Origin of the sequence: Bacillus sp. V5-8f (genome assembly GCF_002863565.1) — a bacterium.
Lineage (GTDB): Bacteria > Bacillota > Bacilli > Bacillales > DSM-1321 > Peribacillus.
The window spans coordinates 21,194-36,266 of record NZ_PGUW01000014.1; the positions used below are offsets into that span (position 1 = coordinate 21,194).

At 42.3% G+C, this 15,073-nt stretch carries 16 protein-coding genes and 2 tRNA genes; 17 read left to right on the top strand and 1 reads right to left on the bottom strand.

What is annotated here, in order from left to right:
- The first annotated feature begins 34 nt into the window (after positions 1 to 34).
- Complete coding sequence (locus CUU64_RS14720; protein ID WP_101634350.1) at positions 35 to 748, top strand: DUF554 domain-containing protein; 714 nt, start codon at positions 35 to 37, stop codon at positions 746 to 748.
- 83 nt (positions 749 to 831) lie between these two features.
- Here CUU64_RS14720 and yyaC read toward each other — a convergent pair whose 3' ends face one another.
- Complete coding sequence (gene yyaC, locus CUU64_RS14725; protein ID WP_101634351.1) at positions 832 to 1,455, bottom strand: spore protease YyaC; 624 nt, start codon at positions 1,453 to 1,455, stop codon at positions 832 to 834.
- A gap of 241 nt (positions 1,456 to 1,696) precedes the next feature.
- Between yyaC and CUU64_RS14730 the strand changes: the two genes are divergently transcribed.
- The 16 genes from CUU64_RS14730 to CUU64_RS14800 all read left to right on the top strand — a co-directional run bounded on the left by CUU64_RS14730 (position 1,697) and on the right by CUU64_RS14800 (position 15,070).
- Positions 1,697 to 2,593, top strand: coding sequence for a mechanosensitive ion channel family protein (locus tag CUU64_RS14730; protein ID WP_101634352.1), 897 nt, complete (start codon positions 1,697 to 1,699; stop codon positions 2,591 to 2,593).
- A 16-nt stretch (positions 2,594 to 2,609) separates the two neighbouring features.
- Positions 2,610 to 2,807: a DUF951 domain-containing protein gene (locus CUU64_RS14735; RefSeq protein WP_101634353.1), complete on the top strand. Its 198-nt coding sequence runs from the start codon at positions 2,610 to 2,612 to the stop codon at positions 2,805 to 2,807.
- A gap of 187 nt (positions 2,808 to 2,994) precedes the next feature.
- Positions 2,995 to 4,095, top strand: a complete 1,101-nt coding sequence (gene ychF / locus CUU64_RS14740) for a redox-regulated ATPase YchF (RefSeq protein WP_101634354.1) — start codon at positions 2,995 to 2,997, stop codon at positions 4,093 to 4,095.
- 192 nt (positions 4,096 to 4,287) lie between these two features.
- Complete coding sequence (gene rpsF / locus CUU64_RS14745) at positions 4,288 to 4,575, top strand: 30S ribosomal protein S6 (RefSeq protein ID WP_101634355.1); 288 nt, start codon at positions 4,288 to 4,290, stop codon at positions 4,573 to 4,575.
- A 53-nt stretch (positions 4,576 to 4,628) separates the two neighbouring features.
- Entirely contained in the window at positions 4,629 to 5,129 is a 501-nt protein-coding gene (gene ssb, locus CUU64_RS14750) for a single-stranded DNA-binding protein (protein WP_101634356.1), read from the top strand.
- Between the two features lie 48 nt (positions 5,130 to 5,177).
- A complete protein-coding gene (gene rpsR / locus CUU64_RS14755) occupies positions 5,178 to 5,417 on the top strand; it encodes a 30S ribosomal protein S18 (RefSeq protein ID WP_101634357.1) in 240 nt (79 codons plus the stop codon).
- 740 nt (positions 5,418 to 6,157) lie between these two features.
- The gene (locus CUU64_RS14760) at positions 6,158 to 7,102 is read left to right on the top strand and encodes a YybS family protein (protein ID WP_101634358.1); all 945 of its coding nucleotides are present in this window, start codon (positions 6,158 to 6,160) and stop codon (positions 7,100 to 7,102) included.
- A gap of 50 nt (positions 7,103 to 7,152) precedes the next feature.
- Positions 7,153 to 9,123, top strand: coding sequence for a DHH family phosphoesterase (locus tag CUU64_RS14765; RefSeq protein ID WP_101634359.1), 1,971 nt, complete (start codon positions 7,153 to 7,155; stop codon positions 9,121 to 9,123).
- On the top strand, positions 9,120 to 9,569 hold the full coding sequence (gene rplI / locus CUU64_RS14770) for a 50S ribosomal protein L9 (protein ID WP_101634360.1): 450 nt from the start codon (positions 9,120 to 9,122) through the stop codon (positions 9,567 to 9,569). The genes CUU64_RS14765 and rplI overlap by 4 nt, the downstream gene beginning before the upstream one ends.
- Before the next feature lie 174 nt (positions 9,570 to 9,743).
- A complete protein-coding gene (dnaB, locus tag CUU64_RS14775) occupies positions 9,744 to 11,108 on the top strand; it encodes a replicative DNA helicase (protein ID WP_101634361.1) in 1,365 nt (454 codons plus the stop codon).
- Between the two features lie 355 nt (positions 11,109 to 11,463).
- Positions 11,464 to 12,756 (top strand): adenylosuccinate synthase, encoded by a 1,293-nt coding sequence (locus tag CUU64_RS14780; RefSeq protein ID WP_101634362.1) that lies wholly within the window; start codon positions 11,464 to 11,466, stop codon positions 12,754 to 12,756.
- Between the two features lie 272 nt (positions 12,757 to 13,028).
- Positions 13,029 to 13,529, top strand: coding sequence for a glutathionylspermidine synthase family protein (locus tag CUU64_RS22670; protein ID WP_257985541.1), 501 nt, complete (start codon positions 13,029 to 13,031; stop codon positions 13,527 to 13,529).
- Positions 13,530 to 13,537: 8 nt separating this feature from the next.
- On the top strand, positions 13,538 to 14,314 hold the full coding sequence (locus CUU64_RS22675; protein ID WP_257985542.1) for a glutathionylspermidine synthase family protein: 777 nt from the start codon (positions 13,538 to 13,540) through the stop codon (positions 14,312 to 14,314).
- A 15-nt stretch (positions 14,315 to 14,329) separates the two neighbouring features.
- Complete coding sequence (locus CUU64_RS14790; protein WP_101634363.1) at positions 14,330 to 14,746, top strand: DUF350 domain-containing protein; 417 nt, start codon at positions 14,330 to 14,332, stop codon at positions 14,744 to 14,746.
- 167 nt (positions 14,747 to 14,913) lie between these two features.
- Positions 14,914 to 14,989, top strand: a tRNA-Lys gene (locus tag CUU64_RS14795).
- 9 nt (positions 14,990 to 14,998) lie between these two features.
- Positions 14,999 to 15,070, top strand: a tRNA-Glu gene (locus tag CUU64_RS14800).
- Positions 15,071 to 15,073: the final 3 nt, after the last annotated feature.

The window sequence follows — 15,073 nt, forward strand, 5'->3', positions numbered from 1 at the left end:
CTACTCGACATATTAAACAAAAAGGTGAATGGAAATGGTACTTACAGGAACGCTTGTCAACGGTGCTTTGATTATTATTGGAACCTTGCTTGGAAGGGTTTTCCACCGGATCCCTCAAAAAATGAAGGATACAGTCATGTACGGAATCGGTCTTGCCGTGGTGGCATTAGGCCTGCAAATGGCTTTTAAAAGTCAGCAATTTTTGATCGTTATTTTGAGCCTTGTGGCTGGGGCGGTTTTGGGTGAATGGATGGACTTGGATGCGAGGCTGAATTCGCTCGGGAATTGGCTGGAAAAAAAGCTGGGAGCAAAAGAAGGAAATACCATTTCCCAAGGGTTTGTCACGGCTACTTTGATTTTTCTTATAGGAGCGATGGCTATCATTGGGGCCTTGGACAGCGGCATCAGAAATGACCATGATGTTCTTTACACCAAGGCAATTATTGATGGATTCACTGCTACCATTCTCGCTACTACATTGGGAATCGGCGTAATTTTTTCGGCGGTTCCGGTTATGCTTTATCAAGGTGCAATCGCCTTGTTTGCCACTCAAATAGACATGGTGGTCCCAAAAGCTTTAATGGACTCATTTATTTTGGAAATGACGGCAACCGGCGGTGTGATGATTTTTGCGATAGGGTTGAACTTGATAGGCATAACGAAGATCCGCGTCGCTAATTTGCTTCCTGGAATTCTCGTTTCGGCCGTTCTGTCCTGGATTTTTTATTATTTTCATATTAAGCTGTAACAAAATAGAAAGCAGAGGTAAAAAATCCTTGTTCATTCATTGGTAATGACAAGGATTTTTTAAAAAAGTTTATCATTTGGTATTTACGGTGTTTTTTCCTGGTCAAATGCCCAGTCAAAACGGGCAAGATTTGTTTTTCTATGGCGCAGACTCCCTGCAAAATGGATACCGTTGGCAATGGTTCTGGCCATTTTCAACACTAGATTTAAACGAGTGTTTTGGAGTACCATGAATTCCATAAACCCACTAACATTCACAATCCCGGTAATATGGGCATTCCCAACTGATGGCAGCTCTTTATTCACACCTGCCCCAGGCTTAACCGGACCTTCACCGACCTGTACAACCCCTACGCTCTTTAACCGCCCTAAACAAGCATCCACGCCTATGATAAATGGATCCACATGCTCTGTTCGAATCTCTGCAAGCTTTTCCTCGAGATTCATAGCATGAATTGGATCCTCGAGTGTTCCGTATACATGGAAGTGAGAAGTGGCTTTTTCTTGGAGAAAGGTACCGACAAGCGGGCCGAGTGAATCACCGGTTGAACGGTCCGTACCGATGCAAACAACAACAATAGGCTGAATGCGTCTTTCAGGGAGAAGGGCGAGCAGTTCCTGGGAAATCTTTCGAGGTGCGTCCAAATCCTCATGCATAATCCGGCTCATTCTATTTTTATTATCAAAAAAGCTGCGCTTTAGGTTCATCGGTACCACTCCTCAGTAATAGTATTAACAGTATACGGAAATAAACGGCATTGTATACATGTGCCGACCGGGAATCATAAAAAGAAAATAGGCAATTTTAGAGACAACATTTGGGAGTAAACTTTATATATAATGGCTGGCAAGTGTTTTACCTATATACCCATAGTTTTTTTATACAAAAACCCCTAAATTACGATACAATAATCTCTAAAGGAATTTTCAGTAAAAGCAGGTGTAAATCATGAATTATTATGAAAAGATGAGAGACAGTTTCTCGGAGCAATTTTTTAATGAGGATATATGGGTCAATATCGGACAAGGCATGATAAAAATCCTGTTAATCATTGTGATTGCTGGTTTTGTAATTAAACTTGGAAAGACTATTATTAAGAAGTTTTTTGAGATGAGGGAACGTAGCCCACTGCGGGTTTCCGAACGACGTGAAGCGACAATATTAAGGTTGTTGCAGAATATCCTTACTTACGTAGTTTATTTCATTACTTTCATTATGATTCTTGAAATCATGGGCATTAAGGTAGGGGCACTGCTAGCTGGTGCAGGGATCGTTGGCCTGGCTGTCGGGTTTGGTGCCCAAAGTCTGGTCAAAGATATCATTACTGGGTTTTTCATCGTTCTCGAGGATCAGTTTTCAGTCGGGGATTACGTACGGGTCGGCCAGTTTGAAGGGGAAGTGCTTGAAATCGGACTCCGGACAACGAAAATAAGAAGTGCAACTGGGGAACTGAATGTACTGCCAAACGGAAGCATTATAGAGGTTACCAATTTTTCAATCCTGAACAGCGTGGCGGTAGTAGATATCAGCATCCCTCATGACAGCGATGTGGAGCTGGCGGAGAAAGTGATAAAAGAACTGCTTCAGGGAATGCCAGAGCGTTATGAGGATATGGTAAAGCCGCCAGAGTTATTAGGGATACAATCCATAACCCCAACAGAAATCGTTTTGCGTGTCCTTTCTGAGGTACGGCCAACGCGGCATTGGTATATCGGCAGAGTCCTTAGAAAGGAAATCAGGGCTGTCTTGGATGAACATGGAATTGAAATTCCCGTTCCGCGGATGCTCATGTCTAACCGTAACGATCGGGAAAACAAAGGACAGATACAAAATAAACCGGAATAAGGAGTGGGAGAAAGGAATGGAAGAAAAGGAATTTGCCCTGAATGATGTAGTGGAAATGAAAAAGCAACACCCTTGCGGAGCCAACCGCTGGAAAATCATCCGTTTGGGTATGGATATCCGAATAAAATGCGAAGGATGCGGCCACAGCGTCATGCTTCCCAGAAGAGAATTCTCAAGAAAAATGAAGAAAGTATTAGAAAAGCATGAACAATAATCATGCTTTTTTCTATTTTGAGGGGTCAGGCCCCCGGGACTTTAAAGTGTTAAAGCGCCGTACGATATTTGCTTGTGTTTTCGTCTAGTAAAACCTATAATTGTGAAAGGTTTATAATGAATTCTTTTTTTATAATTGAAATGATGGTTTCTTAATAGATTAGGTATCTTAAAGAGGAGTGGAAAGTATGGCTTTAACAGCAGGGATCGTCGGGTTGCCGAACGTGGGCAAATCGACTTTATTTAATGCAATTACACAGGCAGGTGCCGAATCTGCCAATTACCCGTTTTGTACAATTGACCCAAACGTTGGGATTGTTGAGGTTCCTGATCATCGTTTGCAAAAATTAACAGAGTTGGTGCAACCTAAAAAAACCGTACCTACTGCATTTGAATTTACCGATATCGCTGGAATCGTTAAAGGCGCAAGCAAAGGGGAAGGCCTTGGAAATAAGTTTCTTTCGCATATCCGCCAGGTAGACGCGATTTGCCAGGTTGTCCGCTGCTTTGCTGATGATAACATTACACACGTGTCCGGGAAAGTGGACCCGATTGACGACATCCAGGTAATTAATCTGGAATTGATACTGGCCGACCTTGAAACCGTTGATAAGCGGATTGAGCGCGTTGGCAAAATGGCCAAGCAGAAAGATAAGGAAGCCATGTTTGAACATGAAATTTTAATTTTGCTAAAGGAAGCATTTGAAGCGGAAAAGCCTGCCCGTACCATTGAGTTTACAGAGGAACAATTGAAGGTGGTAAAAGGCTTGCACCTTTTAACGATCAAACCAATCCTTTATGTAGCAAATGTTAGTGAAGACGAAGTAGCAAATCCTTCTGATAACGAGTACGTTCAAAAAGTCCGGGAATATGCAGCCGAGGAAAACGCTGAGGTAATCGTGGTCTGTGCTAAAATTGAAGAAGAAATTGCGGAGCTAGAAGGGGAAGAAAAAGAAATGTTCTTATCCGAGCTTGGCATCGAGGAATCCGGCCTTGATCAATTGATTCGCGCTTCTTACAATTTGCTTGGCCTGGCTACTTATTTTACAGCCGGTGTCCAGGAAGTGCGTGCCTGGACATTCCGTAAAGGCATGAAAGCTCCGCAATGTGCTGGCATCATCCATTCTGATTTTGAACGCGGCTTCATCCGTGCCGAAACAGTTGCTTACGAAGACCTTTTGGCGGCAGGAAGCCATAATGCAGCAAAGGAAGCCGGGAAAGTGCGACTTGAAGGGAAAGATTATGTCGTCCAGGACGGCGATGTCATCCATTTCCGTTTTAATGTGTAATAGTAAGCTCTGCAGATTTTCTGCAGAGTTTTACTATTTTAAGGATTCGATGTTATTTATACTAATGACATTAGTTATAAGTAGATTGCAATGAATCGGAAACTGTGATATACTTTCAACTTGTGAGTAATTACTTAATATAATTGCTCCTTGCCCGTTTCGGGCCGTTTAGACCAAAAGGAGGTGACAGTGATGAAAAAATACGAAATTATGTATATCATCCGTCCAAACATTGAGGAAGAAGCTAAAAAAGCTGTAGTTGAACGTTTCAACACAATCCTTACTGATAATGGTGCGGAACTTACAGAAGCGAAAGAATGGGGCAAGCGTCGTCTTGCTTATGAAATCAATGATTTCCGTGACGGTTACTACATGCTTCTTAAGGTTAATGCTCCAGCTGAAGCTATTCAGGAATTCGATCGTCTAGCTAAGATCAATGAGGACATTATCCGCCACATGGCAACGAAAGAAGAAGAATAAACCGATCAAGATAGATAAATTTCCAATTAGTTGGAAGGTTGGGGGTGATTCTGATGATGAATCGCGTAATTTTAGTAGGACGCTTGACTAAAGATCCTGAATTGCGATATACACCGAATGGAGTACCTGTTGCAACCTTTACTCTTGCTGTGAACCGTGCATTTACGAATCAACAGGGTGAACGTGAAGCAGACTTCATTAATTGCGTAGTTTGGCGCAAACCTGCGGAAAATGTGGCGAATTATCTGAAAAAGGGTAGTTTGGCCGGCGTGGATGGAAGAGTCCAGACACGTAATTACGAAGGACAAGACGGCAAACGTGTATACGTGACAGAGATTCTTGCCGAGAGTGTTCAATTCCTTGAACCACGAAGCAGTTCAGCGGGTGAAAGAAATGAAGGCGGTCCTTATGGCAATCAGAGAAACAATGATAACCCATTTGGACAAAATCAAAATCAGAATCAGCGCAACAACAACTACACTCGTGTAGACGATGATCCATTTGCAAACGATGGCAAAACCATTGACATTTCAGATGATGATCTTCCATTTTAAACAATAAGATGTTGTGAATAAAATTAAAAATACAAGGAGGGAATTTTTATGGCAATGGGCGGACGTAAAGGACGCGGTAAGCGTAAAAAGGTTTGTTACTTTACATCACAAGGAATTACTCATATCGATTACAAAGATGTAGATCTTCTTAAGAAGTTCATCTCTGAACGCGGTAAGATTTTACCTCGTCGTGTAACTGGTACAAGCGCTAAATACCAACGTAAATTAACAGTTGCTATCAAGCGTGCACGTACTATGGCATTGCTTCCATACGTAGCTGGAGAGTAATACTAAAAAACCCTGTTTGCTAGTCGGCAATCAGGGTTTTTCTGTACTAGAATACTTTTAGCAAGACTTTACTGTTAATTTCATAAGATCTGAATCTGTTCAGTACATAATCTAAATGAGATGAACAGAAGAAATATCGGTTATTTTTACATTGCCTTTAGGGTTCAATTTATGTTTCCTCCATAGAACAAGAGAAAAGTGAGCATTTTCTAGACTTGCAGCAGTGGAAATGATCTTTTTGAATTTGCTGAAATGCAATGGAAAACTTTATATTAATTAAATCTAATAATGTAGCAGTTATCATACACCGAAAAAAAGCGCAGCCGGTTGGCACGCGCCTTTTTTCGCCCCACTTCTTCAGCGGGAGTGGGTGGGAAAAGAGCGGGAAAAGATTCTAGCGCTGCGTATATCGGTTCAACACCGTAGTCCCTTTAGCCCGAAGGGAAAACTTCCCGTACAAGGCATCCAATACTTCAGTTGAAGTCGCTGTTAAACTCATGTTTATCAGTCCCTTTCCTGTTTGGTATTGTATCATCCTTGCATTTTTTATATACCCGTCCTTTCAGTTCTAAAACATTTCTTCTTTAAAAGTTTTATCAAGTTCCCTCACTTTTATCGTGTTCCCATGGATAAAAAGATGCTTCGTTTGAAAAATGGCCAAAAAAATGGCTACAATACAAGAGAGCCTCTTACTTTGCATTTTGTTAAAGTACTACTAATATAGAGAAGGTTGTGGAAGTTTGTATAATGGAAGAAAGATTGCCGAAGGAGGAGCACTGTTAGCTCTTTTTAGCATTTTATTATTTTTGTCCGTTCAAATTCCCTTATTGGGTATGCCTTTATTTTTCTTTTTGCCAATACCTTTTATCTTGACAGCCGTTAAGCATGATCTTGGGTGGTCCATTGGGTTTCTTGTAGTGGCATGTTGCCTGTCAGCATTGTTTGGCACAATTTCTGCGATTCCGATGACTTTACTAACGGGAGCAACAGGAGTTACCATCGGGGCTTTAATCAGAAGAGATAAACCTGCTTATATGGTTTATATCGGAGCAGTCCTGATTCTTATTATTGGAATCATGGCAATGTACGGGGCAGCAGCCTGGTTCTTCAATGTCAATTTCATAGAAGACTTTATTCGCTTGTTAAGGGAGTCTGTTAGGAGGTCCATGGATATGATGGCCGCTATGGGCCAAGAAGTGCCTGAAACCCTTACCAAACAGTTTAACGATTGGGTTACTATGTTGAATACTTTATTGCCAGCTTTATTGGTCACGACTGCGATGGTAATGGCCGGTCTTATATTCCTTGCCTCCCACCCATTTATCAAAAGATTCAGCGAGAAGAAAGTTTCATGGCCTCCATTTAGAGAACTTCAACTCCCCAAAAGTCTTTTGTGGTATTATTTAATTACAATGGTAGCTGGTTTTTTTCTACGGCCGGAAGACGGCAGTTATTTCTACATGGTGATTGCCAATCTTCTCTTGGTTTTGCAGCTATTGATGCTCATTCAAGGGTACTCTCTGTTGTTTTTCTTTAGCCATATAAAAGGCTGGGCCAAGGTGGTTCCCGTTCTGATTCTGGTCTTTTCTCTATTGTTGCCGTTCATACAGGCGTTTGTCCGAATCGCTGGGATCATTGATTTAGGTTTTCCAATTAGGGATGTCCTTCGAAAAAAACAGCAATGATCGGTTATCATAAATTATGTTAATTAGACATGCTTTTAGGAGCTGAAAATATGCCATCTTTTCTACAGAAGCAGTCTATTAGGTATCCCATTTATGGCTTGCTTGGTGCAACGCTCGCACTTGTTGGAGTTGTTGCCTATTATTCCTGGTGGATTGCTTTAATAGGGCTTGTGCTTCTATTTGTATTATTCTTCTTGGTGCTCAGGATTGAATATAAAAACCGCCGCGAAACGGAAGAATATATTTCTACTTTATCTTACCGGCTGAAAAAAGTGGGCGAAGAGGCACTTCTTGAAATGCCAATTGGGATTATGCTCATTAACGATGACTATTATATCGAGTGGACGAATCCTTTTTTGGCCTCCTGTTTTGACGAGGATTCACTGGTAGGCAGGTCGTTGTATGATGTTGCAGAATCCATTGTGCCACTGATTAAACAAGAAGTGGAAACGGAGACCATCACGCTTCGCGCACGAAAATTCAAAGTGATCCATAAAAGGGAAGAACGGCTGCTCTATTTCTTTGATGTGACCGAACAGGTCGAAATTGAACAGCTTTACGAGGATGAACGTACAGCACTCGCCTTTATTGCTCTGGATAATTATGATGAATTGACACAGGGAATGGATGACCAGCGAAAAAGCAGCCTGAATAGCCTGGTCACCTCCCTTTTGGACAAATGGGCCAAGGATAACGGAGTATTTTTTAAACGAACTTCTTCGGACCGGTTCATGGCCGTATTTAATGAAAGTATCCTTCAGCTGCTTGAAAAAGGAAAGTTCTCGATTCTCGACGAAATCAGGGAAACGACAGCAAAGCAAAATGTTTCTCTTACATTAAGCATCGGTGTCGGATCTGGTGTTTCCTCCCTGCCAGAATTGGGTACACTCGCACAGTCCAGCCTAGATTTAGCTCTTGGAAGGGGCGGTGATCAGGTTGCTATTAAATTGGTTAATGGGAAAGTAAAATTCTTTGGCGGGAAAACCAATCCAATGGAAAAGCGGACTAGGGTCCGTGCCCGTGTGATATCCCATGCACTTAAGGATATCGTTCTCGACAGTGACAAAGTCATTGTCATGGGACATAAGCATCCGGATATGGATGCGGTGGGATCCGCCATCGGGATTACCAAAGTAGCCCAAATGAATGAGCGCGATGCCTACATCGTCATAAATTTTAACGAGCTCGATACAGGGGTCCGCCGATTAGTGGAAGAAACAAAGAATAAACCTGAGCTGTTTGACCGTTTCATCACACCTGAGGAAGCATTTGAGATGATTACAGACGAAACCCTTCTTGTGGTTGTCGATACCCATAAACCGTCCATGCTAATTGAGGAACGGCTGCTAAACCGGGTCGATAAAGTGGTAGTGATTGACCATCACAGGCGGGGGGAAGAATTTATCAACAATGCGTTGCTCGTTTATATGGAACCCTATGCATCGTCTACGGCCGAGCTAGTCACGGAGCTTTTGGAATACCAGCCGAAGCGGAGCAAGATCGACATGCTTGAATCGACGGCTTTGCTGGCAGGTATCATTGTCGATACTAAGAGCTTCACACTCAGGACAGGATCACGAACCTTTGATGCAGCCTCTTATTTACGGGCACATGGAGCCGATACTGTTCTAGTCCAAAAGTTTCTGAAAGAAGATGTGGATACGTATATTAAGCGGTCTAAATTGATTGAAACAGTCTCTTACTATAAAAACGGGGTTGCAATTGCAAAGGGAACACCTGACGATTTATATCACCAGGTTTTAATTGCCCAGGCGGCAGATACCCTTTTGACCATGGATGGAGTATCGGCCTCCTTTGTGATTGCAAAACGTACTGAAGATATGGTTAGCATCAGCGCGCGCTCCCTTGGGGACATCAATGTACAAATTATAATGGAAATGCTGGATGGCGGAGGGCACTTAACAAATGCGGCCACGCAGCTCTACACATCTATTGAGGAAGCGGAAGAACGATTAAAAACAGCGATTAATGAATATTTAGAAGGAGGACAAAGTGAATGAAAGTCATTTTTTTAAAGGATGTAAAAGGAAAAGGTAAAAAAGGGGAAGTAAAGAATGTGTCTGATGGCTATGCGCAAAACTTCCTTCTAAAACAAGGATTAGCTGTTGAAGCTTCTAATGCGAATATGAAAGCATTGGAAGCACAACAGAATAAACAGAAAGTTGTAGCAGCTGAAGAGCTTGAACAGGCCAAGGAACTAAAGGAAACACTTGAAAAGCTTACTGTTGAGCTACAAGCAAAAGCCGGAGAGGGCGGCCGCCTTTTCGGTTCTATTACAACAAAGCAAATTGCTGAGGAACTCCAAAAGAAACATAAAATCAAAATTGATAAGCGCAAAATGGATCTTAGTGAAGGAATTCGCACCCTTGGCCATACGAAGTTTCCGGTAAAATTGCATCCTGAAGTTACGGCAACTCTTACAGTTCATGTTAAAGAAATTAACTAATTTTAGTTCTTTTCTATGGGAATAAAACTAGTTAAAATAGAATGTAAAGGAAAAATGTGATTGGGCGTTATGTCCTATCACATTTTTTTACGCTAATAATAATTTGCATATGTTTTATATACAGAGGTTTTACATTATAACAATCCCTTTCCTGTGAAAAAGGAGGTTAGTAGAGTGAATGAATTATTTCAAGATCGCCTCCCGCCGCAAAATATTGAAGCCGAACAAGCGGTGATTGGAGCCATTTTCTTAGAGCCTTCTGCTCTTACTCTTACGTCTGAAATCCTCATTCCTGAAGATTTTTACCGGAGTTCCCATCAAAAGATCTTTAATGTCATGATCAAGCTGAACGACCTTGGAAAAGCAGTAGATTTGATTACGGTCACTGAAGAGCTGGCGGCCTCCAAAACTTTGGAAGAAGTAGGAGGAGTCTCGTATTTGAGCGAGTTGGCAGGGTCCGTACCGACTGCTGCCAATATCGAATATTATGCACGGATTGTCGAAGAGAAGTCGTTATTACGTAGATTGATCCGCACCGCTACAAATATAGCCCAGGAAGGCTACAGCCGGGAAGATGAGGTAGAAAGCCTGTTAGGGGAAGCGGAAAAGAATATTATGGAAGTGGCGCAGCGAAAAAATGCGGGTGCCTTCCAAAATATCAAGGATGTATTGGTTAAAACCTATGACAATATCGAGGTGTTAACCAACCGAAAAGGGGATATCACTGGTATCCCGACTGGATTTACAGAGCTTGACCGGATGACAGCGGGCTTTCAGCGTAACGATTTGATCATTGTAGCCGCTCGTCCCTCCGTGGGTAAAACGGCTTTCGCTTTGAATATTGCCCAAAATGTGGCTACGAAAACGGAAGAGAACGTAGCGATTTTTAGCCTTGAGATGGGTGCTGAACAGCTTGTCATGCGTATGCTATGTGCCGAGGGCAATATCAACGCCCAGAATCTCCGGACAGGTTCGTTGACGGATGAAGATTGGCGCAAGCTGACTATGGCAATGGGAAGTTTATCAAATGCGGGTATCTATATTGATGATACGCCCGGAGTACGAATTGGAGACATCCGTTCCAAGTGCCGCCGTCTAAAGCAGGAACAGGGGCTTGGGATGATCTTGATTGATTATCTGCAGCTGATCCAGGGTAATGGCAGATCCGGCGAGAATCGACAGCAGGAGGTATCTGAAATTTCCCGTTCTTTAAAGGCACTGGCCCGTGAACTTCAGGTGCCTGTTATTGCCTTATCCCAGCTTTCTCGTGGTGTGGAACAGCGTCAGGATAAACGCCCGATGATGTCCGATATCCGTGAATCGGGAAGTATTGAGCAGGATGCTGACATTGTAGCTTTCTTGTACCGTGATGACTATTATGATAAGGAATCGGAAAATAAAAATATTATTGAAATTATCATTGCCAAGCAGCGTAACGGCCCGGTTGGAACAGTATCCTTGGCGTTTGTGAAGGAATACAATAAATTTGTGAATCTTGAAACACGCTTTGATGACTCGGGAATGCCACCGGGGGCATAATCAGTCATCCACCGCGTTTCAGTGGTGAAGCAAAAAACTATCCCTATTTTTATGCAGGGATGGTTTTTTGCTTTTACAAAGGCAACGCAGCATGTAAGAGAAATTAATAGATAAAATGTTATGGATGTTACACCTTGCATTTCATATGAGCAGAAATGGGACTTGCCAAGGAACAGTCAATGGATATAGCATAAAAGAAACAACGACATAATTTACGAACAAATAAACAATTTAAATTTGTAATGTTCGGTTTTTGTTGACTTTGTTACTGCAAAACTGATAAAATGAGTTTGTTTGATAAGAACCGGTTGTCCAGGCGGCACCGGTATTACGTGAAACTTTGGAGGTGCAACGCATGACATCAGTAGTAGTAGTTGGAACACAATGGGGAGACGAAGGAAAAGGTAAAATAACGGACTTTTTATCAGAAAATGCGGAAGCGATTGCCCGTTACCAAGGGGGTAACAATGCCGGTCATACAATTAAGTTTGGCGGCGAGACGTATAAGCTTCATCTCATTCCATCTGGAATTTTCTATAGTGATAAAATTTGTGTCATCGGAAACGGTATGGTGGTTGACCCGAAAGCGTTAGTGAATGAATTGAAATACCTCCACAGCCATGGTGTGACTACTGGTAATCTGCGCATCAGCAACAGGGCGCATGTGATCCTTCCTTACCACTTAAAGCTTGATGAAGTGGAAGAAGAGCGTAAAGGCGCTAATAAAATTGGTACCACGAAAAAAGGAATTGGACCGGCTTATATGGATAAAGCGGCAAGAATCGGAATTCGGATGGCCGACCTTTTGGACCGGGAAGTATTTGAAGAAAAGCTTGCTCATAATCTAGAAGAAAAAAACCGGCTCCTGGAACGTTTTTATGAGACAGATGGCTTTAAGATTGAAGATATTCTTGATGAATATTATGAATACGGCCAGCAGGTTAAACAGTATGTATGCGATACATCAGTGGTATTGAATGATGCACTTGATGAGGGCCGCCGTGTCTTGTTTGAAGGGGCCCAAGGTGTAATGCTTGATATCGACCAAGGGACATATCCGTTTGTCACTTCTTCAAATCCAGTTGCAGGCGGTGTCACAATTGGTTCAGGCGTTGGTCCTACCAAGATCAATCATGTTGTTGGGGTTTGCAAAGCGTATACCACCCGTGTTGGTGACGGACCATTCCCTACGGAATTGGACAATGAAATCGGTAACCAAATCCGTGAAGTCGGCCGTGAGTACGGAACGACAACTGGGCGTGCACGCCGTGTTGGCTGGTTTGACTCCGTTGTAGTCCGCCATGCGCGCCGGGTGAGCGGGATCACTGATTTATCGTTGAACTCTATTGATGTGCTTACTGGAATTGAATCTTTGAAAATTTGCGTCGCTTATAAATACCAGGGAGAAATCATCGAAGAGTTTCCAGCAAGCCTAAAGGTACTTTCTGAATGTGAGCCTGTATATGAAGAGCTTCCAGGATGGACAGAAGACATCACAGGCTGCAGGTCACTTGACGAACTTCCTGAAAATGCCCGCCACTATATTGAACGTGTTTCACAATTAACTGGCATTCCATTATCGATTTTCTCTGTGGGGCCTGACCGTACACAAACAAATGTAGTAAAAAGCCCTTGGCGCCAGATATAAAAGCCTGCGGAACTGCTATTTTGGCAGTTCCTTTTTTTAATGGTAAAACTTACGAAACCCTATTTCTGGTAATGCGTAATATATAATATCCAGATTATGAATTGAGGTAGGATCATGGAAAAGACGATGCTTGAATATCGACCACGGTTCTTATTATTATGGTGGAAAATACTATAAGTCTAAATCACTGCTCAATAAGGCGACGGGATTTTCTGCCTATCAAAAAAATTACAAATCCGGAATAGGAAGCGGCTCCAAAGGTGGGTTTTTCGGTGAAAAACTGCAAACAGAGCTGGAGAAATGAACGGTATGATATCTATGGACAGATTCCTGACTTCTGGCATGATTTATACAACAGTGAATATGCATTGCTTGATATAAAGCTGGAAACGGTGGAACGGATTCAGGCAATACGCCGAGCGGCAGAGAACGCAGGAAGGATTTTTTTCAAAACGGCCCGTCTTCTTAGAATGCTAGATGATGAAACATTGATGAGACTTGGTTTTCCTCGGGAAACCCTTTCTTATACAAGGATAAAAACACTTGAACAAGAATCCGTGATTGCAAGGATTGATTTTGTTGTTAACGCGCGGGAAATAAAAGTAATGGAAATTAATTCAGACACCCCCACTTTCATTAAGGAAACCTTCCACGTAAATAAGTATCTCTGTGCCCACTTGAACTATCAAAATTCGAATGAAGGATGTGAAGAAGAGTTGGCGGCAGCTATCCAGGAAGCCATTTTATCCGAATTAAACAGGCAAAGAGGCTAACAGCACCTGTGATTATATTCACTTCACATCAGGAACATGAGGAGGATTACCTAACGACACGTTATTTAATGGATAGGTGCGGGTTTAAAGCACGGTATATTCCGCTTAGTGATCTCAAGCTTTTGGACGAAGACATAATGATGGACGGAGAATGTATAATGTCCCGAGGACTTTATACACCAGAAGGAAACAAGGTGGACGTTCTGTACCGCCAGACGTATCCCATTGAGCATCTAGCTGAAGACAGTGCCCCGGAAACAGGAGAGAGTGTAGGCAGTTTGCTTATGCAGCTTGCCCGGGAAAATGAACTTGGCATCATTAATCCGCCTTCAGCATTTTTACTGCAATCGAAAGCGGTTCAAGCATTAATCTGGGGCTTGCATGAAGATAAGAATGAATTTTTTACGGTTGAAGAACTTGCTATTATAGCAACCCACTTTTTGCCTACATACTTGGATCCCGACGTTTTTATCTCAGAGTCTTGTAAATATGTAAAGAAGCCATCATTCGGCCGTGAAGGCGATACAGTTGTGATATTCGACGAACAGAGCAACATGCATCTTCAGGACCGCCAACGTACTTATGAAGACTCCCTTCCTGTTTTTCAAAAATTTATTCCACTTCCGGAATACGAAGTTAGAACAGATAGCGGCAGGAAAACAACCCATATTATGTATGGTTGTTTCCTGGTAAACGGTGCTGCAAGCGCCATAGGGATCAGAGCAGGCGGACAAATTACGGATAATGAGTCTTATTTTTTGCCCGTGGGTTTACAAAAAGAATAGGGGGATAAATAAAGAATGAATGATATTATTTCGCTAGGCGCATTTTTGAATTTTTTGGCGCACGTGGGCACAGGCTTTTCCCTAATGATACTGGGTCTCATCGCCTTTGCGCTGACCACAAAATTTTCCGAGAGAAAACTGATTAAGGAAGGAAATCTAGCCGTTGCCTTGAAATTGTGGGGAAAAGCAATTGGCCTTGCCATTGTCATTTATACGGTATGGTCCGGAAGTATAAGCCTCATCGATGCAATTATCTGGGGGCTGGTGGGAATTGCAGCCCAAGTAATTGCTTATTTAGTAATTGAATATATTCTTACCCCCTCCATTGATGTTGCTAAAAAAGTAGAAGAAGGGAACCTTGCAATTGGGTTCAGCCTGTTTTCAGCTTCTATTGTAGTGGGGATCATCGTTGCTGCCAGTTTGACATATTAACAAATATGGGGCACACGGAAATTTTACGGTGCCTTTTTACTTTCTCTTTAAAATAAAATAAATTTTATTTTAAAATACTATTGCCTAACCTTCCTATTCTATGATATTATCAAAAGCGTCGTCACAACAGGAAATACATAAACAGAAACGACACCATTTATATTACCGAGCCATTAGCTCAGTCGGTAGAGCATCTGACTTTTAATCAGAGGGTCGAAGGTTCGAGTCCTTCATGGCTCACCATTTATAGATGGCCCCTTGGTCAAGCGGTTAAGACACCGCCCTTTCACGGCGGTAACACGGGTTCGAATCCCGTAGGGGTCACTA

What these genes read in the sequence shown, in the direction of transcription:
- CUU64_RS14780 (WP_101634362.1), top strand. Translation starts at nt 11,464, where the DNA reads ATGACATCAGTAGTAGTAGTTGGAACACAATGGGGAGACGAAGGAAAA.
- ssb (WP_101634356.1), top strand. Translation starts at nt 4,629, where the DNA reads ATGATGAATCGCGTAATTTTAGTAGGACGCTTGACTAAAGATCCTGAA.
- CUU64_RS14735 (WP_101634353.1), top strand. Translation starts at nt 2,610, where the DNA reads ATGGAAGAAAAGGAATTTGCCCTGAATGATGTAGTGGAAATGAAAAAG.
- CUU64_RS14790 (WP_101634363.1), top strand. Translation starts at nt 14,330, where the DNA reads ATGAATGATATTATTTCGCTAGGCGCATTTTTGAATTTTTTGGCGCAC.
- CUU64_RS14720 (WP_101634350.1), top strand. Translation starts at nt 35, where the DNA reads ATGGTACTTACAGGAACGCTTGTCAACGGTGCTTTGATTATTATTGGA.
- rpsR (WP_101634357.1), top strand. Translation starts at nt 5,178, where the DNA reads ATGGCAATGGGCGGACGTAAAGGACGCGGTAAGCGTAAAAAGGTTTGT.
- ychF (WP_101634354.1), top strand. Translation starts at nt 2,995, where the DNA reads ATGGCTTTAACAGCAGGGATCGTCGGGTTGCCGAACGTGGGCAAATCG.
- CUU64_RS14765 (WP_101634359.1), top strand. Translation starts at nt 7,153, where the DNA reads ATGCCATCTTTTCTACAGAAGCAGTCTATTAGGTATCCCATTTATGGC.
- rplI (WP_101634360.1), top strand. Translation starts at nt 9,120, where the DNA reads ATGAAAGTCATTTTTTTAAAGGATGTAAAAGGAAAAGGTAAAAAAGGG.
- yyaC (WP_101634351.1), bottom strand. Translation starts at nt 1,455, where the DNA reads ATGAACCTAAAGCGCAGCTTTTTTGATAATAAAAATAGAATGAGCCGG.
- rpsF (WP_101634355.1), top strand. Translation starts at nt 4,288, where the DNA reads ATGAAAAAATACGAAATTATGTATATCATCCGTCCAAACATTGAGGAA.
- CUU64_RS14730 (WP_101634352.1), top strand. Translation starts at nt 1,697, where the DNA reads ATGAATTATTATGAAAAGATGAGAGACAGTTTCTCGGAGCAATTTTTT.